A 22,889-nucleotide genomic window follows, 5' to 3' on the forward strand; every position below is an offset into this window, starting at 1 on the left:
ACTTATGCAGAAGCGTTTGTCAGCCGAGTTTCAATGTATCTATTTTATAGGGGAGCTGTGATTAATAGCTGTTCTTGACTTTCTTTTATAGACCTGGAATAGAATCAGCGCCAGCAGGGATAGTAGTATTCCTGAAATATAAGGAAGCCCAATCGCAAAAGCAAAAAGCCAGCCGCCGAGGGGAGGGCCAATAATACGTCCGAACGAATCAAAGGATGATAATAGCCCGGTCATACTTCCGTGACCAGAAACTGATTGCTTGGTCAGCAAAGAAGAGACGCTTGGCCGAATAAAGCCATTTCCAATTCCAAACACGCTTAAAAATAAAGCAGCACTCCAAAAGCTGTCAGTCAGAAGAATAAGTCCAAAACCGATGGCTGAGACAACAATTCCAATTTGAATCGCTGCACCTTCACCCCATTTTTTCGTCAGCCTGCCAACGATTCCACCCTGGACGATGGCTCCTGCCAGTCCCATGATCATAAAGATATAGCCGAGCTGAACAGTGCCTAAGCCTGCCTTTTCAGCAGCAAAATAGGCAAAAGTCGCTTCAAGTCCTGATAGAGATAAAGAAACAAAGAGCTGCAGTAAAAACAGCATGGAGGTGGGTCCATTAAATGCCTGCCGAAGCGGAGCTCTTTTATTTGCAGAGCTTCTTTGATCAGGTGTGAGTGATTCTTTTAAAACCATCCATACGAAAAAGAATGTGATAAAGGAAGAAGCTCCGGCAATAAAGAATGGTATATGCAGGCTTTCGCTGGAAAACACACCGCCAATAGCAGGTCCAAACACAAACCCCATGCCAACGGCAGCTCCAACAATACCCATCCCTTTGCCGCGATCTTCTTCACTTGTAATATCTGCTACATATGCCATAACAGTTGGCATATTGGCACTGGAAAGAAAGCCGCCTAGCACACGCGCTGCAAAGAGCATCCATAGCTCCGTCGAGAGTGCCATCAAAAGAAAGGAAATACCTAAACCAAAAATCCCAATCATAATGACAGGTTTTCGGCCGATTTTATCTGAAATTCTTCCCCACATCGGTGCAAAAAGCAGCTGCATAAGGGAGTAAACAGCCATTAACAGTCCGAGTTGTGTTGGAGAAGCTCCAATCTCTTCTGCGTAAAAGGGCATAACCGGAATAATAATTCCAAAACCAACCATGACCAGAAACATCACGGCAAAAAGTACAGGCAAAGCTTTTTTGGTTTCCACTGATCCGTCACTCCAATTCACTGGCTGTATCTCCAGTGAGATCTAATATGTATACGATTACTCTCTTTCATGATAAGGAATAAAAGAGAAAAAAGAAAGGTCAATAAACAAACTTCTGTTAGACAAAAAATAAGCAAGCAGAGATCATTCTCTACTTGCATTCGCTTCAATTATTCAAATTCAATAGACGCTGTGTAGCCAAGACCGCTAAAAAGGCTAGTGAGCGCATTAACTGCACTTTGCTCTGCTTTTGTTAACAGACCTAAATTAACAGCCTGTTCTTTTATATCATCAGAAGCGACAGCTGCTAAATCGAAGCCTTCCTCCCAATCTACATCACTTCGGAAGATTCCTTGGTCGGAGAATGTCTGAACCTTGTCCATTTGAATCGATGGCTCCTGCAGCAGCTCTGCATGCGGAAGTGTCATCGTAATATGCTTCTTTTCTTCGTCTACCGTATAGCTCTCATTGCTGATTGATTGTAAATCCACACCTGCAAGAACGGTTGCTGGAACAACAAGCAGGATCGTTCTTTTCGTACCAGGGAAGTTTACATTTATCTCTTTATTAAAAATCTTATTGTTTTCTTCTTTGATGACAGTAGTAATCACGGCTTCAGCAGTTGCGAGAGAAGAAAGTTCCCGAACTTCCTCAACAATGCTCACGGTTTCACTGGCATAAGTACTGCCTGTAAAAAGCTTTTGGTACATAAAAATCCCTGTACCAATAAGCAGTACGGTGAAAAGCACAGTAAAAAACAACTTCAATTTTAGAGGCTTGAAAAATGGGAATGAAAATCCTGTTTTTCGGCTGCTTCGCATAACTGCAGTTGCAGCTACCTCCTCCTGTGCAGAAGTGAACTCCGTTTTGCGCTGATTTTTTTTCATTAAAAGACCTCCTTTTTTCAGGGGTACATGCAAAAATTACGCATTATGTCCAATATTGTCGAAAAAAGACAATATATTCATAGTATAATAGACTGCTATCACGATAGCAATGGATATGCAAATGTACCTAAAACTGGAAAAGGTTGAGAAAGATTTAAAACATCTGCAGGGGAGCTTATCAGAATGAGTAATGAATGTGAAATCGTTAAGGATGTGTTCAAAAAAATCTCAGAAGTATAAACATATAGACCAGCATATTATAGCTGGAGACAAGTAAAAGGAATCGGAAATCCAATAATGGGTATATAGGTTAGTAGAAATGAAAAAAACGAGACAGGGGATCATGATATATGGTAAGTAGAGAGACTGAAAGAGCTGAAACAGCTGAAACAGGACATATAATCCTATTAAATGGTAAATAAAGAGGCGAAAAGAGCAGAAACAGGACACTAAACCCCAGTAAGTGGAAAATAGAGAGACGGAAAGAGCGGAAACAGGACAGTGAATCCCAGTAAGTGGAAAATAGAGAGACGGAAAGAGCGGAAACAGGACAGTGAACCCCAGTAAATGGGAAATAGAGAGACGAAAAGAGCGGAAACAGGACACTAAACCCCAGTAAGTGGAAAATAGAGAGACGGAAAGAGCGGAAACAGGACACTAAACTCCAGTAAATGGGAAATAGAGAGGCGAAAAGAGCAGCAATAGGACAAGGACACCCAATAAGTGGTATATAAATACAAAAAGAGCAGAAACACAGGTCTGAAATCCGTGACTTGTAAGCAGAGATTAACGAAAAGCTGAATTATAAACACTATAAAAGGGTAATCAACTACATAAATAAAGTTTTAACAGTGCTAATCCCATAAATTAGGAAGAGGTATTAAGTTAGAATCAAACGAAGCCCCGTCTCGCCTCATTACAGAAAAGGAAAAGGTATAAAAAAAGCCGACTGGAAAAGACCCCAGTCAGCTTTCATTTTTACTTATTCTGTTTCTTCATAGCATCTGCAACAAATTCAACGTCTGTACCTACAATGATTTGCAGATTTGTTTTGTTGAGCTTCATAACACCTTTGGCGCCGTGCGCTTTTAATGCAGACTCATTTACTTTATTCATATCATGAACATTTAAACGTAAGCGTGTCGCACAGTTATCAATGACATCGATGTTCTCTGTGCCGCCAATATCTTTGATAAATTGACTAGCCATTTTATCATATTTAGTACCGCCAGTTGTTTCCGTGTCTTCATCTTCAGTAAGAGATTCATCTTCATCCTCGCGGCCAGGTGTTTTTAAGTTAAAGGCCCGAATGAGGAAGTAAAATAGGACAAAGTAGATTGCCGCATAGATGAGACCGATTAGTAAAAGAAGAAGCGGCTTTTCGGCAATATTAAAGTTGAGCAAATAATCAATTGCACCAGCTGAGAAGGTAAAACCATCTCTAATGCCTAACATGGAAGTTAACCACATGGATACCCCAGTTAATAAAGCGTGCACTCCGTAAAGAAGTGGAGCAATAAACATAAATGAGAATTCAATTGGCTCTGTAATTCCCGTTAAGAAGGAAGTTAACGCTAGACCAATAAACATACCAGAGACTGCTTTACGGTTTTCCGGCTTTGCTGTCGCGATAATTGCAAACGCTGCTGCAGGCAAACCAAACATCATAATTGGGAAGAAGCCTGTCATATATCCGCCGGCAGTTGGATCTCCAGCGAAGAAACGGGCAATATCCCCAGCTGCTCCATTAAATTCACCAAACTGGAACCAAAATAAGCTGTTCAGAACATGGTGAAGTCCTAATGGAATCAATAAACGGTTTAAAAATCCAAAGATACCTGAACCAACTGCACCCAGTTCAATAATCCAATTTCCAATTCCATCTATTCCTGCCTGAACAGGCGGCCATGCATAACCTGCAATAAATGCGAGCAAAATCATGGTAACAGATGTTACGATTGGTACGAACCGGCGTCCGCTGAAAAACCCTAACCAATCCGGTAATTTAATATCATGAAATTTATTATATAATAGCCCTGCAATGATCCCGGCAATGATACCGCCAAGAACACCCATATTAATATCCGGATCAATTGCTACTGCACCTTCTGTTAAAACTAAATAGCCGATCGCTCCTGATAAAGCGGCCGCACCGTTGCTATCTTTTGCAAATCCCATGGCAACACCAATAGCAAAAATTAAAGCTAAATTTCCAAAAATAGCGTCCCCTGCATTAGCGATGAAGGGAATATCCAGTAAGTCAGGCTGTCCGAAGCGAAGCAGCAAACCTGCTGCCGGCAGCACTGCGATCGGAAGCATTAGAGCTTTACCAATGCGCTGTAAAAAACCTAACATAAATCTCAACTCCTTAATTATATTTTGGTTGTGCTTGTTAAGCTGAAAGCGCTTTTCATGAAAATAATCATAACAGCTAGTTTATTAGTTGTCTATATGAATTTACGATTAATTGGTATAGACAACTATATGAGTATAATGCTAAAATGACCTTGAAAATGAAAGGATGAAAAATGATGGATAAGCCTATTTTGTTAAAGGGTATGCAAATCTATTCAGAAAAGAATCAATTTTATACAGGATATATTAAAATTACGAACCAAAAAATAAGTGAGATCGGACGATTAGAAGATCTGCAAGATATAACAGATGCTGTCGTCTTTGATTTGCAGGAAAATCTGACAGCAGTACCAGGTTTTATAGATGTGCATATACATGGTGCTGCCGGAGCTGATGTAATGGATGGAACGGAATCTGCTCTTATGACTATGGCGAATACCTTGCCTGCAGAAGGCACGACCAGCTTTTTAGCGACTACCATGACACAAGAGCAGGAAGAAATTGAAAAAGCATTAAAATCCGCAGCAGGCTATATGAGTAAACCGCAGCCTGAGGGAAGAGCTGAAATTTTAGGGGTGCACCTTGAAGGACCATTTGTGAATAAAGAGATGGCTGGAGCACAGCCTTCACAATATATTATTGATCCTGATGTTGAACTTTTTAAAAAATGGGAAAACCTATCTCAAGGGAATATTAAATTAGTAACCCTCGCACCTGAACGGCCGGGCGGCAAGGAATTGGCATCATACTTAAGCAGTAAAAGCATTGTTGCTTCCATTGGTCATTCAAATGCCACGTACGAAGAAGTGAAAGATTCAATCGAGGCGGGATGCACGCATGTTACCCATTTGTTTAACCAAATGCGCGGCCTGCATCATCGTGAGCCAGGTGTTGCAGGAGCAGCTCTTCTGCATGATGAGTTGATGGTTGAAGTTATCGCAGATGGTGTTCATGTCAAACCTGAGATGGTCAAGCTTGCATTTAAGCAAAAGGGTGAAGAAGGATTAATTTTAATCACAGATTCCATGAGAGCCAAATGCCTGAAAAATGGACAATATGATTTAGGCGGGCAGGATGTAACTGTTGCTGATGGGAAAGCAGTACTTCAAGACGGAACATTAGCAGGAAGCATATTGCGCCTTGGACACGCAGTTAAAAATATGATTGAATTTACCGGCTGTTCATTAGAGGATGCGATCCAGATGGCTTCCGTTAATCCAGCAAAACAGCTTGGTGTATTTGACCGCAAGGGAAGCCTCGCAGCAGGAAAGGATGCAGACATCGTTATTTTGAATGAAGAGCATGATGTTGTTATGACCTTATGCCGCGGTGAAGTTGCCTATCGAAAGGAGAATGAATAAAGTGAACATTATTAAAGTAAATGATTATCAGGAAATGAGCGAGAAAGCGTCTCAGTATATTATAGATAAAGTAAAAGCAAATCCAAAAATGGTATTGGGTCTTGCTACTGGAGGAACTCCAGAAGGAACCTATAAACGATTGATTGAGGACCATAATCAAAATGGAACTTCTTACGACGGAATTGCAACCTTTAACCTGGATGAATATGTGGGATTATCAGGAGATCATCCGCAAAGCTATCGTCATTACATGAATGAGCGCTTTTTCAATCATATTGATATTAACAAGGAAAATACCTATGTGCCACGCGGCAACACAGTTGATGCAGAAGCAGAGTGCGAAGCATACGAAGCTCTAATGGCAAGCGTGGGCGGCATTGATCTGCAAATCCTTGGAATCGGCGGAAATGGCCATATCGGATTTAATGAACCGGGAACAAGCTTTCAAAGCCCTACACATATTGTCGATCTTGCGCAATCAACTAAAGAGGCGAACGCGAGATATTTTGCCAATATTGATGAGGTGCCAAACCAAGCGATCACCATGGGCATTGCTTCTATCATGAAAAGCAGAGAAATCCTCCTGCTGATATCCGGGGAAAGCAAGCATGAAGCTTACAAGCAGTTAATAGAAGGAGAAATACAAGAAAACTTCCCAGCATCTATATTAAGAAATCACCCATATGTTACAATAATTGCAGATAAAGCGGCAATTGGTGAATAAGCCAGAGGAACGGTTCTTCTGGCTTTTTTCTTTAAGGTGATAGCTAACTTTAGGCCCGTTTCAGAAATTAAACTGAAAGAATAAACCCAAACCTAGAACTGTAGGCTGCGTACTTCAAACATAAATCCCGATTTTATTATCCTGATAACGAAACTTTATACTAGATCTTAACGTATTTCCTATACAAACGTGAACAGAAGCTTAAAATAGATATATATATCCAGGAAATCTTTATATAGAAAGGAAGCAGTTGAGAGGAGCATGATTAATAAAAATTCCCCAGTCCCGATCTATTATCAGCTAGAGGAAATTATAAAAGAGTTAATTGAAAAGGGTGAGCTTTTGCCAGGTGATGCACTGCCAGCAGAGCGAGAGTACGCTGAACGTTTTCAAATCAGCAGAATGACTGTAAGACAAGCTTTTACTAAACTTGTGAACGATGGCTTTTTATATCGCGTCCAAGGAAAAGGCACATTTGTGGCAGAGCGTAAGCTTGAACAGCCATTACAGGGACTTACTAGTTTTACCGAAGATATGAAAAAAAGAGGAATGATACCCGGAATTCAGCTTGTTCACTTTCAGCTAATCCCGGCTACGAAAAAAATTGCACAGCAGCTTTCCATTCCTGAACATGGTCCAGTATATGAAATAAAAAGAATTCGATTAGCAGATGATGTCCCAATGGCATTAGAAACGAACTATATCTCAGCCAATTTAATGAAGGGGCTTACAGAAGAAATTGTTAATCAATCGTTATATGCATATATGGAAGGGAAGCTTGGCCTGCAGATAGATTATGCCACTCAAACGATAGAATCAGCTATTTCCAGTCAGAATGAAGCCGACTATCTTAGAATTAAATCTGGTGGTCCTGTGCTTCTAATTGAACGAAATACATTTTTACATGACGGCACACCAGTTGAATACGTTAAATCCATTTATCGCGCTGATCGGTATAAATTCATGATTGAAATGAAGCGATAGGGGAGAAGAGAGTTTAATGAGCAAAATAAAAAGACAGGACGTGTGCCGGATGGCGCATGACCTGTCTTTTTTACATATTAGATTATCTGACACCCTTCATAAATGACTGAATCTTAGGGGATAGAGCAAATAAGATAATGGAAAGAAGAATCGATGCTCCTCCGATGACCCCAAAATACAGCATTTCTGTTTCCGGTGTATAAAATTTAACGATCTGCGCATTGATTGCTTGTGCAGCTGCGTTTGATAAAAACCATAAACTCATAGTTTGCGCAGAAAATGCAGCAGGTGCTAATTTTGTTGTTGCAGAAAGACCAACAGGTGATAAGCAAAGTTCACCTAATACGACGATAAAGTAGCTTAAAACGAGCCATAAAGGATTTACAAGTGAATCTGTGCCGCCAAAATATGCTGGCAATAAGATCACTAAGAATGAAATACCTGCAAATAGAAGACCTAAAGAGAATTTCTTAGGAACAGATGGCTGGCGATCTCCAAGCTTTACCCATAGCCAAGCAAATACCGGCGCAAAAATGATAATAAATAATGGGTTTAATGATTGGAACCAAGCTGGTGAAATATCAAAGCCTGCAATCTCAAGCTGTGTTCGCTTATCTGCATAGTTTGCCAAGATCGTAGACCCTTGTTCTTGGATAGCCCAAAACATGACTGACGCAATAAATAAAGGAATATATGCAATGATTCTTGAACGCTCGACTGCAGTTGTTTTTGGACTGCGGTACATGACAATAAAGTAAGCAGTAGGAATCCCAATGCCCAGGATACCAATCAGTGTGATAAAGCTATCAAAAGTTAAAATACCCAGCGGAATTGTAATGGCAACTAGAATGGCTATGACAACTAGACCAATTCCGATAATTGTATATACTTTCTTCTTTTCAGCAGGAGAGAGCGGATTCGCTACATATGTGCCTGCTAAACCTAAGTTTTTCTTTTTTGTAAATAAGAAGACCAATAATCCGATAAACATTCCAACTGCTGCGATGGCAAAACCAAGGTGGAAATCATGCTTCATTCCAACTTCACCAACAATCAGCGGTGCAAGGAAACCACCAAGGTTAATCCCCATATAGAAGATACTAAAGCCGGCATCACGGCGATGATCTTCTTCACTGTAGATATCACCAACAACACTTGAAACATTAGGTTTTAATAAACCTGTACCTAGAACAATTAATACCATAGAAGTAAAGAACATTGCGAGGCTTCCAGGGATCGCTAAAACGATATGTCCCAGCATAATTAAGATTCCGCCATAAAATACGGCTTTTGAGGTGCCAAAGATGCGGTCAGCCAGCCATCCTCCAATAATACCTGACATATAAACGAGGGAGCCATAAATGGACATAATAGCTAAAGCTGTCGGTTCATCTATGCCAAGGCCGCCTTTTGATACTTCATAATACATATAATAGACGAGAATAGCACGCATTCCATAGTAAGAGAATCGTTCCCAGAACTCTGTAAAGAATAGGGTGAATAGCCCCTTAGGATGACCAAAAAAGCCACGTTGAGGGACACTGGCCACAATTTTCTGTTTATTAAAGTCTGACATCTTACAACCTCCTTGTATAATATATTAATATAATACTTTTTTGGTTTTTGTGTCAAAACTTTATTCTGGAAATACTCTGAAATATTTTTAAATATGGAATGTATTTACTATGCTTAATTATTCTCATATTTTTCTAAAATAATAGTTTATTTAGTTTTGCTGAATTTCATTTATTTGCGGTTCATTGCAGATTATATTGCAGCTTAATACTCTTCAAGTTACGTAAGTCGTGCCCTGCTGTCAGCATTAAATGGCGTTATAGAGGATGAAGCAGACCTCAGGGTGATGAAATCTATGAATAAAAGCTAGAAAGGGTTTGTATGCAAATTTGAAAACTTGTATACAATATTGAATACAAATGTAAACAAAAATGTATACATGTATACAAACTCGCACACATATTGATATAACGGTATGTATGCAAATATGTATACGTGTAAACGGAAAGTGCAGACAAATCACAGTTGTTTACACTTTGTTTACGTTTTTACGCTTATATTACGTTTTTACAAGAATAATTGATTAATCTACGAATCTCATTTACTCTTGATGTATTACCTCTTTTTCTATTAAAAGAGTTGAAAGGATTGGATGAAGGATGGTTAATTCAAGGATTGCTGCTGTTGATGTTGGAAATGATTCGGTGAAAGCCATTTTTGGTAAGCTGGAAACAGAGATGAGCATCCCTAATGTAATTGCGCGAGATATTGAGGACAGACCAGTTATTGGTATTGAGGAGCTGGACAGCAAAAACCCTCTAGACGGATTACATATTAGAGTCCACTCCCCTGCTTTAAAAGAAAATAATGCGATATACAGAGTTGGCAGTTTAGCCACTAAAAGTGATAATGCATCAGAATTAGATCCAGGCAGCAGCAAGTCGGAGGAAGATCAGACGCTTATTATGCTTTTTGCTGCACTTGCACTGGATGCAGTAGAAGCTGAAAAAACGGAAAAGTTCAAAAAGTCAGGAAATACCATTGATGCAAGCTATATGCTTGGAACAGGTCTTCCTCTTCGTGAAGTAAAAGAAGGCAAGGATGCCGGCTATCGTTCAAAGCTATTAGGCTCTGTTCATCAGGTGGAATTTTTAATCACACCAAAATATCAAGGGCTTAAAGTGAATATAAAATTTGAAGAAGTAAAGGTTTATCCGGAAGGCTTTGCTGCGTTTATTAATTTGGTCATGGACAATGACTTAAACATTATCAATAAGGATTTAATTGATAAGCGAATTTTAATTCAGGATATTGGCGGGCTTTCCACTGATATTGCTGTCATTAAAGACCGCAATGTAGATGATGATAAGGCGCAGGGCTTTAATCTAGGTGTGTCAGAAGCACTGGAAGCCATCCGCGAAGAGATTCGCAGCAAGCATGGCGTTGAATTAGACAGCCGCAGAGATGTGGTAGAAATTATTACAAAAAAGAATGATCGCAATCATATTATGGTAAAAGGAAGCAGAACGAGCGTTCATGATATTACAGACAGAATCCTGCTTGACCTAGCCAAGAAGCAGTATCGCCTGCTGCGCAATATATGGCAGAAGAATTCACAGACTGAAATTTGCTATTTTGTTGGCGGCGGTTCAACCGTTTTAAAGGATTATCTAAAAGCATTAAATAATAGCTTAGACGGTTATAACATTGACTTTTTTGAGGATGAAAAGGAAAGCATTTGGATGATGTCCAATGCCTACTATAAGCTGATTTCAGATTATAAAAGAAGAGTGGACAAGGATTCTGCTGCGCAGGATAAAAAGCCAGTAGAGGCAAACTAGGTGATGCTGTATGGCTTCTGAAATGAAAAGAGGGCAATCTATTTCCTTTCGTATCCCCTCTGATACACCTGACCATATTATAAAGAGCTTACAAAAGCTCCGTGAAACGGAAAGAAGAAATTTTTCGAGCAAGATGGCGGAATTCGTTATAAACGGCGTCGGCACCATGAGCTCAAGCGGACGGGAAACGATTCGTATTCCAATGCCAAGGAACTTAACGAAGTCACAGAAAGACTGGCTGAAGCATGAGCACTCAGAGGCCTTGTTAGGAAGTATTGTTTATCAGCTCATTAATGACCCGGTCAGAGCAACAACACTGCTAGCGGCCCTTAACAGCAAATCAACTGATATTGAAGAAGCTTTGTATTTACAGGAAGCGGCTGCTTCCGATAAGACAGCTGAAGAAATGCCTGCTCTGCCTGACACCCCAGAGGAAGAACTGTTTCAAGAACAAAATGACATCATGCAAGATGATTCAGATGATGATTTTGCAGATTTTAATTGGGAAGATGCTAAAAAAGATCTTGAACAGGAGCGTTCGGTTAAAAGTGAAGAACAAACAGAGGATTTGGACGAGCTTTTAGGCGGATTTTTAGCTCATATGAATCGCTGATATGTGAAGAGGACATCCTATTTTATTAGGGTGTCCTTTTGTTTTTTATTCTCTATATAGGAAGGGTCTTGAAAATGAACTATGATTGTTTAATTATCGGTGGCGGCATAGCAGGACTGCAGGCAGCTATTCAGTTAGGAAGATATAAACATCGTGTCCTGGTGATTGATGCTGGGGGAGGACGATCAGAAATATGCAAAAGCTATCATAATATTCTTGGGTATCCTGACGGGGTAAGCGGTCAAACTTTAAGAGGTCTTGGCAAAAAACAAGCAGAAAGCCTGGGAATTCAGTTTGTAAAAGGAAAGGCTGTTAAGGCTCGGAAGGAAGCAGACCAGTTTGTTATTACGCTTGAATCAGGAGAGACGTTTCAAAGTGCCCGATTATTGCTTGCTACAGGCGTAATGGACAGAATTCCTCCAATTCCCGGTATCATGCCATGTCTTGGAACATCCATCTATGTATGTCCGGACTGTGATGGCTATGAAGTATTAAATAAAAAAACAATTGTCATTGGTTCTGGTAATGCAGGAGCAAATAAAGCTCTTACAATTGCTTACTGGACCACTGATATTATTATGATTAATCATGAAGAAGGAATGCCGGATGAACTTTTGCAAAAACAAATGCAAAGAAAAGGAATACAGCTTATTCAGGCAGATATATTAGAAGCATTGTCGGAGGGTGATGCTTTTCAAGGCGTTCTTTTAAAAAATGGAGAACGTATATATGCTGAAAAGGCCTTTTTAGGGTTCGGAGGTACGGCTGTCCATTCGAACTTAGCAGAACAGCTTGGGGCTGAAATTATGGAAAATAGGCATATCATTGTCAACCCGCGAACAAAAATGACGAATGTTCCCAATGTATGGGCAATAGGTGATGTAATTGCTCACTCGGAGCAGGTTACCATTGCGATGGGCGATGGCTCACAAGCAGCTATTTGGATTCACAAATCGCTAATGCCAAACCAATAAAAGGATAAGGAATAAAATAACATTTATTAACTTCCTGTTTTTGCATATAATGGTGTAAGATTATATATAGAAAAGGTGAAATTTTGGAAACAGGACTAAAAAATAGGCTTTATTCTTTGCTGGAACGGTCCGGAAGTAAAGCAATCGTTCAATTTGAATCATTTTTCCCTGGAGAGCGTTTTGCTGGAGGCAAATACCATATAGGTACCCATACAATTACTTTGTATTTAGAAGAGATAAAAGGACAATGTTTGCAATTGTTTTCGTCATTAGATTTCTTTAATGAATATATAGAAATTGTTTTTGCACATGAAATTGGTCATGCGGAAGACAAAAATTTACTATGGCTTGCCGATCAGCTTGATCTTGCTGAAACAGAAACAGAAAGGCTTGGCATAGCGCTGCAGATTGAAGAAAATGCCTGGAACTTCGCTGAGAGTGTCATCGGGAGCGACAGCGAACTATTCCAAGTCATCAAGACACATTCACTTCAGCCATATCGAGATCAGCTGCTGGTAGGGGCTTAAAACTTTTATAAAATGCACGGCCGATAATGAGAGGGAGGAATTAATAGTGGACAATTTTATCATACTGCCATTAATCGTGATTATTCTTTCTCTTTCTCATTTATTATTAAGAAAAATCTTTTTTGGCAATGAGAAAGCAGAGAGGGAGTACGGGGCAGTAAAAGCGGATTTAATTGGGAAGCCTCTTCTTTTTCTCATGATGATTATAATCTATTCACTATTTATAGAAGAAAATATGATAGAGTGGTTCTTCATTGCTGTTGTCATAACAATAATGGGGTTTCAAACTTTCATAGACTGGAAATACCTTAAAGGATCCAAACAGTATATCCTTTCGTTGGCAGTGGGTATTTTAGGTGTGGGGCTTGTTGGTGTTTTTATGTAAAATCCTCAAAATAGGCACCTTTTTGTGAAAGTTCCTAAGTCTTTTTTATTATCTAAAAACAGTTGAAAAAATTCTTTGTAAGCGTTACACTGAGCATAGCAATAGTGAATGTTTCACAGCTTTTTTTTGAAGTGAAATGCAAACGTTTGCGCACAAGGGAAAAATACGGATAGAAACTCTATTTAATGGGGGGTTCATATGAAAAAAATATGGTGGAAAGAAGCTATAGGGTACCAAATTTATCCCCGCAGTTTTCAAGATTCAAATGGTGATGGAATCGGTGATCTTCAAGGGATCATACAACGGCTGGATTATATTAAAGATTTAGGAATAGATGTCATTTGGATTTGTCCAATGTATAAATCACCGAACGATGATAACGGATATGATATTTCGGATTATCAGGATATTATGGAAGACTTTGGAACAATGGCGGATTTTGATGAGCTTTTAAAAGAAGTTCATAAACGCGGAATGAAGCTGATTCTTGACCTCGTTTTAAACCATTCAAGTGACGAACACGAATGGTTTATTGAATCAAAGTCTTCAAAGGATAATCCAAAGCGTGACTGGTATATTTGGAGAGATGCCAAAAAAGGCAAAGAGCCAAACAACTGGGAAAGCATCTTTGGAGGCTCTGCATGGCAATACGATGAAACAACAGATCAATATTATCTTCATGTTTTCTCTACAAAACAGCCAGATTTAAACTGGGAAAATGAAGAAGTGCGGGATGCGCTTTATGACGCAGTAAATTGGTGGCTGGAAAAAGGAATTGATGGCTTTAGAATTGATGCGATCAGTCACATAAAGAAACGTCCAGGATTTCCTGATATGCCTAACCCGAAAAAGAAACAATATGTGTCATCTTTTGATATGCATATGAATCAGGAAGGCATTCATCCTTTCTTAGAAGAGTTTAAAGAGCGCACCTATGCCAACTACGATGTCATGACTGTTGGAGAAGCAAATGGTGTATCAGTTGATGAAGCAGATCTATGGGTTGGTGAAAAAGAAGGAAAAATGGATATGATTTTTCAATTCGAGCATTTAGGGCTATGGGATGCTGAAACGAATCCTGTTCTTGATATTGTAGAATTGAAAAAAGTCCTCTCAAGATGGCAAAAAGGGCTTGAAAGTGATGGCTGGAATGCCCTTTTTATTGAAAATCATGATAAGCCACGTATTGTATCAACATGGGGCAATGATGATAAATATTGGTATGAAAGTGCAACGGCCATGGCAACGATGTATTTTCTTATGCAAGGAACACCATTTATTTATCAGGGGCAGGAAATCGGCATGACGAATGTGCACTATCCTTCCATTGATGATTATGATGATGTGGCAACTAAGAATATTTATCGATTTAAAAGTGAAGAAGGAGTGCCTCATGAAGAAATTATGAAGATTCTTTGGGCATCTTCACGCGACAATAGCCGAACTCCGATGCAATGGTCCTCTCAGGATCAAGCTGGATTTACAAATACGCAGCCTTGGATGAAGGTGAACCCAAATTATCTTCAAATTAACGTGGAAGAACAGCTGAAGGATCCACATTCAGTTCTATCATTTTATAAAAAAATGATTCAGCTGAAAAAAAATCATGAGCTCTTTACGTATGGCATTTATGATTTGCTTCTGGAAGAGGATGAACAAATCTATGCGTACACAAGAACTTACGAAAAAGAGCAGGTTGTGGTCATCACTAATTTATCCATGGAGGAAGCCACATTCACCTCTGACTTTACGCTGAACCAAGAAAAGTTACTATTGCACAATTACCGTGACATTCTTCATGAACCAACGAAGAAAATTGCCTTAAAGCCATACGAAGCACGTGTATATCGAATCTAACTTATGATTCCCTCTTTCCTATAAATTGGGGAAAAATGTTATAATGGTTTTAAAATGACATAGGGTGTTTAAAAATGGCCAAAGGAAAAACAAACGCAATGCGCTTTCTGGATTCGCACAAAGTTCCCTATGAATTTATTTCATATGAAATAAATGACGGGAAAATTGATGGAATCTCAGTTGCTGAGAAAATAAAAAAAGATCCAGAAATGGTTTATAAAACCTTGGTGCTAAAAGGCTCCAGCAATAGTGTATATGTTTTTATAGTACCTGTAGAAAAAGAACTGGATCTAAAAAAAGCGGCGAAAGCAGCAGAAGAAAAGAAGATTGAAATGGTGCCAGTCAACGATATCCAAAAGCTGACTGGTTATATACGCGGCGGCTGCTCGCCACTGGGCATGAAAAAGCTGTACCCAACTTTCCTGGCGCAAGAGGCGGACGATCTGCATAGAATTATCGTCAGCGGCGGCCGTATTGGTGCTCAAATAGAATTAGAAACAGAAAAACTAATAAAAGCGATCTCTGCTAAGCTGGCAGAAATCACAACAAACTAAGAGACGGGGAGAATCTGTCTCTTTTTGTTGTGCCGCGAAGAAAGGGGAAGGAGCGGGATTTATAGTGTGTATCTGAAATTGGCTTGGGGATTATTGAGATGGCCGGTTTGCAGGGGATATCGATCATTTCCCAAAGGTTTTCGATCATTTCCTGGAATTATTCAATCATTTTTTAAAGATTTTCGATCAATTTCTTGGTTTTTTCGATGAATTGACCAATCTAAGAGTATTTGGGATTCAAAAATTGGGCTTTCCTTTCAAAAAAGCGGGCTTTCCCTCAAACATTCAGGTTTTCCTATCAAAAAAGCGGACATTCCCATCAAACATTCAGGATTTCCTATCAAAATAATTAAACTTCCTATCAAATCCCGCCGATTTCCTATCAAATCCAATCATCCCACATAAAATGATTTCCCTAAGCATAAGGACCAAACTACAATACAGAAACAAGTCATCAGTTTCCAAGAAATCAAAGTGGTCAAACACCCGCCTTAGCCAGATTGCATAATATAGTCTGAACAAAATTCGAATAAACACAAATATAGACTGTCTTGAGGGGAGATTGAATCATGTATTTTAATCCATATCCATATGGGTACGAAGAAGAGCAAATGAGAATTTTTCCTGGATTCCCATCACAAGGATTTCCGACAGGATTCCCATCACAAGGATTCCAACCGGGGTTCCCGTCACAGCCGCCGGGATTTGGACCAGGCCAAGGTGGCTCTCCTGGATTTAGCGGAGGCGGAGGCCAAGATGGACCTCCATCTTCACCACCACCATCCTTTACACCGCAAATGCAGCAGCAGCAATTCAGCAGCAGCGGTGGTCCATCTGTTTTTGCAGTAGACCCTGGAGCAATTAGAGGATGTCGTTTCCGTTTCACATATGTGTGGCTTGATAATGGTAACAGTTTCTGGTTCTATCCAACATTTGTAGGCAGAACTTCAGTAGCTGGCTGGCGCTGGAGAAGAAACCGCTGGACATATTATGGAACTGATTTAAGAAGAATCAGCAGCTTCCGCTGTTTTTAATTTCTAAAAAAATAAGCCAAAAAATGCACTAATCCGCATTTTTTGGCTTTTAATTATGTGTTCAAATCGTAAATCTCACCTTTGATTAGATAGGCAGCACTTTCAGCTATATTTGTAATATGATCTGCAGCACGTTCTAAGTAACGGTTTACAAATAATAACTGAACTGCTTGATTTGTGTCAGCAGCACTGCTGGACAAGTACATTGTCAATTGTTTGTAGTTTTCACTATAAAAATCATCAACCTGATCATCTAATGAACCGACTTCTTTAGCAAGGAGGATATTCTCATCAATAAATGAACTAACTGCTTTTTGCAGCATATCCATAGAGATTATTTTCATTTCCTCTAATTTTGTTCCTTTAATAAGTGAATTGGCTTTTCCGATTTTTATAGTCGATTTTGCGATATTGACTGCAAAATCAGCTACCCTCTCAATCTCAGCGGAAATCTTTAAAGCACCGATAATTCTTCTGAGATCACGAGCAACAGGCTGTTCTTTTACCATAAGCCATACGATAAATTGGTTAATCTCTGTTTCCAAAACATCAATTTCATTGTCTTCTTCAATTACTCTTAAAGCCAGCTCTACATCTTGGGTTTTAAATGCAGTAAATGCATTCTCAAATGCTTCAAGCGTCAGCGCATTCATTTCAGACATTTTATTTTGAAGTTCCTGCAGATTATTTTCAAAATTTTCACGAACAACCATTCATATCACTCCTGAATTAACCGAAACGGCCGGTTACATAATCTTCTGTTCTTTGATCTTTTGGCATTGAGAAGATGGTCTCTGTGTTAGCATATTCAATAATTTCGCCATTTAAAAAGAAAGCTGTTTTATCAGAAACACGTGCAGCCTGCTGCATATTGTGCGTTACGATAACGATTGTATAATCTTTTTTCATATTGGCGATTAGCTCTTCAACCTTTAAGGTTGAAATAGGATCAAGTGCTGAAGTGGGTTCGTCCATTAAAATAACTTCAGGCTTCATTGCGATCGCTCTGGCAATACATACGCGCTGCTGCTGTCCGCCAGACAGACCAAGAGCAGAACTCTTCAGACGGTCTTTTACCTCATCCCATATAGCTGCGCTTTTCAGGCTATCCTCTACTAGTTGATTGAGGACCTTCTTGCTTTTAATGCCTTGCATACGCGGTCCATACGCAACATTATCGTAGATGCTCATCGGGAATAGGTTTGGTTTTTGGAAAACCATACCAACCTTTGTGCGCAGCTTGATTACGTCATTTGATCGATAAATGTTTTCGTTGTCAATTACAATGTCACCGCTGATTTTTACACCGTCAATTAAGTCATTCATACGATTTAATGTGCGGAGAAAAGTTGATTTCCCGCAGCCAGAAGGTCCGATAAGAGCCGTTACCCCTTTTTCCCGAATATCTATAGAGATACTAAATAGGGCTTGTTTTTCACCGTAAAACAAGTTTAAATCATTTACGCTTATTTTATTCTGTATTTGCTGCTCATTCCCTTTATTTCTATCCATCTTCGTTGTATTCATGATTTAGCACCTCACTAATAGTCGGCCTTGTTTAACTTTTTGGAAATAAAAGTGGCTGAAAGGTTAAGTATCAAAATAATCACGATAAGAACAATGCCTACTGCTGCTGCCAGTTCAATATCTCCAGCTTCCTGTGTCACTAGAAATGAATGAACCGTTAACGTTCTTGCAGAAGAGAAAATGTTCTCCGGCATTGCGGCTACCGTCCCTGCTGTTAGAAAAATAGCGGCAGATTCTCCGACAATCCTTCCGATTGAAAGGATAATTCCTGAAAGAATTCCAGGCATTGCGCTAGGTAAAATAACTTTATATAAGGTTTGAAGCTTAGTTGTTCCCAGGGCAAGTGAACCTTCCCGATAGGTAAGAGGAACCGTTTTTAATGCTTCCTCAGTGGTTCTGATAATAACAGGAAGTACAATAATAGTTAATGTCAGTGATGCGGCAATAATGGACATACCCATTTTCAGGACAGTAACAAAAAATACAGCTCCGAATAATCCGTAGATAATGGATGGAATCCCTGTTAAACTTTCTGTTGCAAACCGGATAATTCTGATCAGCCTGCCTTGTTTTGCATATTCCTGCAAATATACAGCTGCTAATATTCCAATAGGAGTCGCGATTAATAACGAAATCACGATTGTATAAATGGTGGTAACAATCATCGGTAAAATACCGCCTCCGCCAGAAGGAGAATAGTCACCAAAAATAAAATCCAGATTGATTAAATGAATGCCTTTATAGAAGATAAATCCTACAATGATACAAAGTGTTGCAATAGTTATAATGGCTGATAGCCAAAGCAGACTCTGGAAAAAATAATCCTTTGCTTTCCTCAACCTATTTCCCACCTTTTGATCCGATTTTAGCCAAAACAAGGTTTAATATTAAAATAAATGAGAATAGAACAATCCCTGTAGCAAATAGCATTTCCTGATGTGTTCCGAATGCATAGCCCATCTCCAAGGCAATATTCGTTGTTAAAGGGCGTATGCTATCTGTAAGGCTAGTCGGGAGTACGAGGCTATTTCCTGCGACGAGAATAACAGCCATTGTCTCACCGATTGCTCTTCCTAAGCCTAAGACAATAGCCGCCATAATTCCGGATTTTGCTGCGGGTACGACTACTTTGAAGATCGTGCCGATCGGTGAAGCTCCCAATGCAAGAGAGCCTTCTCTATAGGTTTTTGGAACTGCGCGAATAGATGTTTCTGCAACAGTAACAATGGTTGGCAGCATCATGATTGCCAGTACAAGAATCACGGCAATTAAGCTTTGCCCTTTAGCCAGGCCTAAATGATTTTGTAAGAAAGGTACAATAATCGCTAGTCCAAATACACCGTATAAGACTGAAGGGATCCCTGCCAGCAGCTGGACAGCTGGTGATATGATTCTGGCAATACTCTTAGGGGCAATCTCAGCTAGAAATATGGCTGTAAATAGCCCGATAGGCACCCCAATAATTAAAGCGCCGATTGTAGCGAAGATGGAAGCTACAATCATTGGCAATATGCCAAACTTGTCCTCGCTTGGCACCCAGTCTAATCCAAAGATAAATTCAATAAAGCTATATCCTTCAGCGAAGAAGGGGTGGGTGCCTTTATAAAAGACGAAACCAATAATCAGTAATAAGCTGATAACAGAGAGAAGTGAGCAAAATAGGAAGACCTTTTCAGACAACTTCTCTAAGAAATATTTTCGTTTATTTGAACTCTCGATCTGAGAAACTAACTCCTCATTAGAATGATTTGGCATTCCATTTTCCTCCCAGGTCTTTCGTGTTGAAATAATGTTGAAAAGATATTATTTTACTCTGATAGCTCCCGCCTCAGACACAATTTCCTGTCCCTCAGGACTTAAAATGTAATCAATAAATTTTTGACCTGACTCAGTTAAATTCTCTGGCTTGTTAACAAATAAAAATGGTCTTGATAGCAGGTATTTTTGCTGCAGAACATTTTCTGCTGTTGCTTGAACTCCATTAATTTTAACCGTAGATATCGTATCATCTATGTACTCAAATGAGATAAATCCTACAGCATGCTTATTCATAGCAACGGTTGTTTTAATATTTCCGTTTCCGCTGGCTACAATGGAGCTTCTAATAAGTTCACCTGATGAGTATCCAACAATTTCTTGGAAGGCATCGCGAGAACCTGAACCATCCTCACGAGAGACAACGACAATCTCCATGTCATCCCCGCCTAGTTCCTTCCAATTTGTGACTTCTCCAGTGAATATTTGTTTGACTTGATCAAGTGTTAGATCTTGAACCTTATTGGTAGGATGCGTGACAACGACAATACCATCATAAGCAATGATGGTTTCTGCCAATCCCTCCTGCTTTTCTTCCTCCTTTAAATCGCGAGAGGACATGCCAATTTCAGAAACACCGCTCAGAGAGTTTGTTATACCTGCAGAAGAGCCAATCTGATTGACTTCGATATTGACTTCAGCATTTTTACCTTCGAACTTCTCAGCGAGCTTTTCCGCTAGTGGCCCAACAGATGTAGATCCAGAAATCGCAAGCGTATATTGATTGCCTGATGAAGGCTCAGCTTCCGTGTTATCTTGACTGCAGCCGGAAATGACAAGTATGAGACTAAGCGAAGCAATTCCTGTCATGAGTTTTTTCTTAAAGTTCATGAAATACCTCCAGAGTTATACATTTCGTGGTACCTACCTGTTTTACATAAAAATACAAATTTTGCTGGCGCTGTATATCCTGTGATATGGACAAGATTAGTAAAGATGATGAGAAGCCAGCTCTATTAAAAAGGTGAAACAGTTTTCTGACTTTTTTGTTTTCGAATACCCATTTAAATTGCTTTTTTCTTTTTAATCTACGCTTAATGACTATAAACATTCAGTGTAAATTTATTATTAATATAATGTAAATTTAACGTAAAAATATTTACAAAACCTTTTCTGTTTCCGATTAGAAGCTTGAAATAATGAATGATTGGAAAAATCGAACTTACCGTGATTATTAATTTTTTGTAAATATATTGTAAATTTGGAAGGGTGGGAATCTGGAGGAAATAGAAATACCCGCCATAACGGCGGGTATGTAGTGGTATTAAAAAATAATGTGAGCCGCAATCACAATGATCGGCAATGTAATAAGGGTTCGTTGAATAAAAATAATGACTAGTTCAAGGAATGTAACAGGAATCTTACTGCCAAGCAGCAAGCCGCCCACTTCTGACATGTATATCAATTGTGTAACAGATACACTCGCTACAACAAATCGTGTCATTTCACTTTCAATACCAGAACCGATTACAGATGGCAAGAACATGTCAGCAAAACCGACAACCAAGGTTTCTGAAGCGGCTTTTGCTTCTGGGATCTGCATCAATTCCAATAGAGGAATAAACGGCATTCCAAGAATTTGAAAAACAGGTGTGTATTCCGCAACAATTAAGGCGAGTGTTCCAAGTGCCATGACAATAGGGGCTACACCCATCCACATATCGAGAATATTCTTTGCTCCATCCTTAAAAAATGCTGCCACTCCAGTATGAGTTCTTGCTTTAGCCACAGCTTTTGTAACTCCCCAGCTAAAAGGGGTATACCCTTCTGGAATACTTTCATCAGTCTTACTAGCTTCACCATTATAATACGTATCAGGTTTACGTGATAAAGGCGGGATTCTCGGGCTAATTAAAGCAGCGGCCAGTCCTGCAATTAAGATGGTGATATAAAAGGGGACAAACATGCTGCCAAGACCAACCTGTGAGATGACAACTAAAGAGAATGTAATAGATACGACAGAAAAAGTTGTACCGATGATCGCAGCTTCTCTTTTTGTGTAGAAGCCTTCTTCATATTGCTTGCTTGTTAATAAAACACCAATGGTCCCATCGCCAAGCCATGAAGCAACACAATCGATGGAAGAACGTCCAGGAAGTTTAAAGACAGGACGCATAAACTTCGCTAATAGTGTACCGAAGAATTCCAGCAGACCGAAATTCAGCAGCAGTGGTAAAAATAAACCTGCAAATAAAAAGACCGCAAATAAAACCGGGAGCAGGTCATACAGCAGCAATCCGCCCGTATTTTCAGACCAAACTGCTTCCGGACCTAATTTAAACAATGCTGCAATGGCAAATAAGCTGCCGATTACCCGGGCAATTACCCATATATAGCTAACATCAAATAAGTTTGTAAAAAATGAACTGTTTTGTATAAAAGCCGGCTTTACCCACTTAGCCGCAAGTGTGCCGATTAATGTAATGATGATCAAAACCGTCATGATCGCAGGGATATATCCTGCGAGTATATCCTGTACGAAATTAGATAGAATGGCGATTGGGATCGTAATTTCCCCGTCATAAGAAATAGGCACCATAAAAAAACCAATCCCAATGAGGGAAGGGATGATGAATTTTATTAGATCAGCGGATGCATATTTCTTCTCTGTTGTTTGCTGCAATTCATTCACCTTTTCTATTAATATTTATAAGCAAAAACTAATTTTAATACATTTTAATAAGATTGCCAACTCTTTTATGTATTTGCTTTACTATT

Annotated in this window: 21 protein-coding genes; 11 read left to right on the forward strand and 10 right to left on the reverse strand. The window is 39.4% G+C overall.

All coding sequences use genetic code 11. The features are described 5' to 3' along the window. Nucleotides 1-39: 39 nt before the first annotated feature. The 3 genes from A6754_RS01880 to nagE form a co-directional block, all read right to left on the reverse strand. Nucleotides 40-1,218: an MFS transporter gene (locus tag A6754_RS01880; protein ID WP_066451274.1), complete on the reverse strand. Its 1,179-nt coding sequence runs from the start codon at nucleotides 1,216-1,218 to the stop codon at nucleotides 40-42. 170 nt (nucleotides 1,219-1,388) lie between these two features. Beyond that, nucleotides 1,389-2,105 (reverse strand): DUF4230 domain-containing protein, encoded by a 717-nt coding sequence (locus A6754_RS01885; protein WP_066442143.1) that lies wholly within the window; start codon nucleotides 2,103-2,105, stop codon nucleotides 1,389-1,391. A gap of 978 nt (nucleotides 2,106-3,083) precedes the next feature. Continuing rightward, entirely contained in the window at nucleotides 3,084-4,460 is a 1,377-nt protein-coding gene (gene nagE / locus A6754_RS01890; protein ID WP_066442144.1) for an N-acetylglucosamine-specific PTS transporter subunit IIBC, read from the reverse strand. Nucleotides 4,461-4,636: 176 nt separating this feature from the next. On the opposite strand from nagE, the gene nagA reads away from it, so the two are divergent. From nagA to A6754_RS01905, 3 genes are all read left to right on the forward strand, one after another. Then, nucleotides 4,637-5,821 carry an N-acetylglucosamine-6-phosphate deacetylase gene (gene nagA, locus A6754_RS01895; RefSeq protein WP_066442146.1) on the forward strand — a complete coding sequence of 395 codons (1,185 nt, stop codon included), beginning with the start codon at nucleotides 4,637-4,639 and terminating at the stop codon, nucleotides 5,819-5,821. Nucleotide 5,822: 1 nt separating this feature from the next. Then, nucleotides 5,823-6,545: a glucosamine-6-phosphate deaminase gene (nagB, locus tag A6754_RS01900; protein WP_180320184.1), complete on the forward strand. Its 723-nt coding sequence runs from the start codon at nucleotides 5,823-5,825 to the stop codon at nucleotides 6,543-6,545. A gap of 261 nt (nucleotides 6,546-6,806) precedes the next feature. Further along, nucleotides 6,807-7,529, forward strand: a complete 723-nt coding sequence (locus A6754_RS01905; RefSeq protein WP_066442149.1) for a GntR family transcriptional regulator — start codon at nucleotides 6,807-6,809, stop codon at nucleotides 7,527-7,529. An 82-nt stretch (nucleotides 7,530-7,611) separates the two neighbouring features. Here the strand turns inward: A6754_RS01905 and A6754_RS01910 are convergent, their stop codons facing one another. Next, complete coding sequence (locus A6754_RS01910; protein WP_066442151.1) at nucleotides 7,612-9,105, reverse strand: peptide MFS transporter; 1,494 nt, start codon at nucleotides 9,103-9,105, stop codon at nucleotides 7,612-7,614. 598 nt (nucleotides 9,106-9,703) lie between these two features. Here A6754_RS01910 and A6754_RS01915 point away from each other — a divergent pair. The 8 genes from A6754_RS01915 (at nucleotide 9,704) to A6754_RS01950 (ending at nucleotide 16,829) form a co-directional block, all read left to right on the forward strand. Continuing rightward, complete coding sequence (locus tag A6754_RS01915) at nucleotides 9,704-10,885, forward strand: ParM/StbA family protein (protein ID WP_066442153.1); 1,182 nt, start codon at nucleotides 9,704-9,706, stop codon at nucleotides 10,883-10,885. A gap of 10 nt (nucleotides 10,886-10,895) precedes the next feature. Beyond that, nucleotides 10,896-11,498, forward strand: a complete 603-nt coding sequence (locus tag A6754_RS01920) for a hypothetical protein (RefSeq protein ID WP_066442157.1) — start codon at nucleotides 10,896-10,898, stop codon at nucleotides 11,496-11,498. Between the two features lie 74 nt (nucleotides 11,499-11,572). Next, on the forward strand, nucleotides 11,573-12,472 hold the full coding sequence (locus tag A6754_RS01925) for an NAD(P)/FAD-dependent oxidoreductase (RefSeq protein WP_066442158.1): 900 nt from the start codon (nucleotides 11,573-11,575) through the stop codon (nucleotides 12,470-12,472). A gap of 83 nt (nucleotides 12,473-12,555) precedes the next feature. Next, nucleotides 12,556-12,999: a hypothetical protein gene (locus A6754_RS01930; protein WP_257297382.1), complete on the forward strand. Its 444-nt coding sequence runs from the start codon at nucleotides 12,556-12,558 to the stop codon at nucleotides 12,997-12,999. 46 nt (nucleotides 13,000-13,045) lie between these two features. Further along, on the forward strand, nucleotides 13,046-13,384 hold the full coding sequence (locus A6754_RS01935) for a DUF4181 domain-containing protein (RefSeq protein ID WP_066442161.1): 339 nt from the start codon (nucleotides 13,046-13,048) through the stop codon (nucleotides 13,382-13,384). Between the two features lie 198 nt (nucleotides 13,385-13,582). Further along, nucleotides 13,583-15,241 carry a glycoside hydrolase family 13 protein gene (locus A6754_RS01940; protein WP_066442164.1) on the forward strand — a complete coding sequence of 553 codons (1,659 nt, stop codon included), beginning with the start codon at nucleotides 13,583-13,585 and terminating at the stop codon, nucleotides 15,239-15,241. A 74-nt stretch (nucleotides 15,242-15,315) separates the two neighbouring features. Beyond that, complete coding sequence (gene ybaK, locus A6754_RS01945) at nucleotides 15,316-15,795, forward strand: Cys-tRNA(Pro) deacylase (protein WP_066442167.1); 480 nt, start codon at nucleotides 15,316-15,318, stop codon at nucleotides 15,793-15,795. 569 nt (nucleotides 15,796-16,364) lie between these two features. Then, nucleotides 16,365-16,829, forward strand: coding sequence for a hypothetical protein (locus tag A6754_RS01950; RefSeq protein ID WP_066442168.1), 465 nt, complete (start codon nucleotides 16,365-16,367; stop codon nucleotides 16,827-16,829). Nucleotides 16,830-16,882: 53 nt separating this feature from the next. Here the strand turns inward: A6754_RS01950 and phoU are convergent, their stop codons facing one another. From phoU to A6754_RS01980, 6 genes are all read right to left on the reverse strand, one after another. Further along, the gene (phoU, locus tag A6754_RS01955) at nucleotides 16,883-17,542 is read right to left on the reverse strand and encodes a phosphate signaling complex protein PhoU (RefSeq protein ID WP_066442170.1); all 660 of its coding nucleotides are present in this window, start codon (nucleotides 17,540-17,542) and stop codon (nucleotides 16,883-16,885) included. A gap of 16 nt (nucleotides 17,543-17,558) precedes the next feature. Further along, nucleotides 17,559-18,356 (reverse strand): phosphate ABC transporter ATP-binding protein PstB, encoded by a 798-nt coding sequence (pstB, locus tag A6754_RS01960; protein ID WP_082851581.1) that lies wholly within the window; start codon nucleotides 18,354-18,356, stop codon nucleotides 17,559-17,561. 14 nt (nucleotides 18,357-18,370) lie between these two features. Further along, nucleotides 18,371-19,195, reverse strand: coding sequence for a phosphate ABC transporter permease PstA (gene pstA, locus A6754_RS01965; RefSeq protein WP_066442173.1), 825 nt, complete (start codon nucleotides 19,193-19,195; stop codon nucleotides 18,371-18,373). A gap of 1 nt (nucleotide 19,196) precedes the next feature. Continuing rightward, nucleotides 19,197-20,111 carry a phosphate ABC transporter permease subunit PstC gene (gene pstC / locus A6754_RS01970; RefSeq protein ID WP_066442175.1) on the reverse strand — a complete coding sequence of 305 codons (915 nt, stop codon included), beginning with the start codon at nucleotides 20,109-20,111 and terminating at the stop codon, nucleotides 19,197-19,199. Nucleotides 20,112-20,159: 48 nt separating this feature from the next. Next, complete coding sequence (locus tag A6754_RS01975) at nucleotides 20,160-21,002, reverse strand: phosphate ABC transporter substrate-binding protein (protein WP_066442178.1); 843 nt, start codon at nucleotides 21,000-21,002, stop codon at nucleotides 20,160-20,162. Between the two features lie 433 nt (nucleotides 21,003-21,435). Beyond that, entirely contained in the window at nucleotides 21,436-22,710 is a 1,275-nt protein-coding gene (locus A6754_RS01980; RefSeq protein WP_082851793.1) for a YjiH family protein, read from the reverse strand. Between the last annotated feature and the right edge of the window lie 179 nt (nucleotides 22,711-22,889).

The sequence above is a fragment of the Cytobacillus gottheilii genome, from assembly GCF_001636345.1.
Taxonomy (GTDB): Bacteria; Bacillota; Bacilli; order Bacillales; family Cytobacillaceae; genus Cytobacillus; species Cytobacillus gottheilii.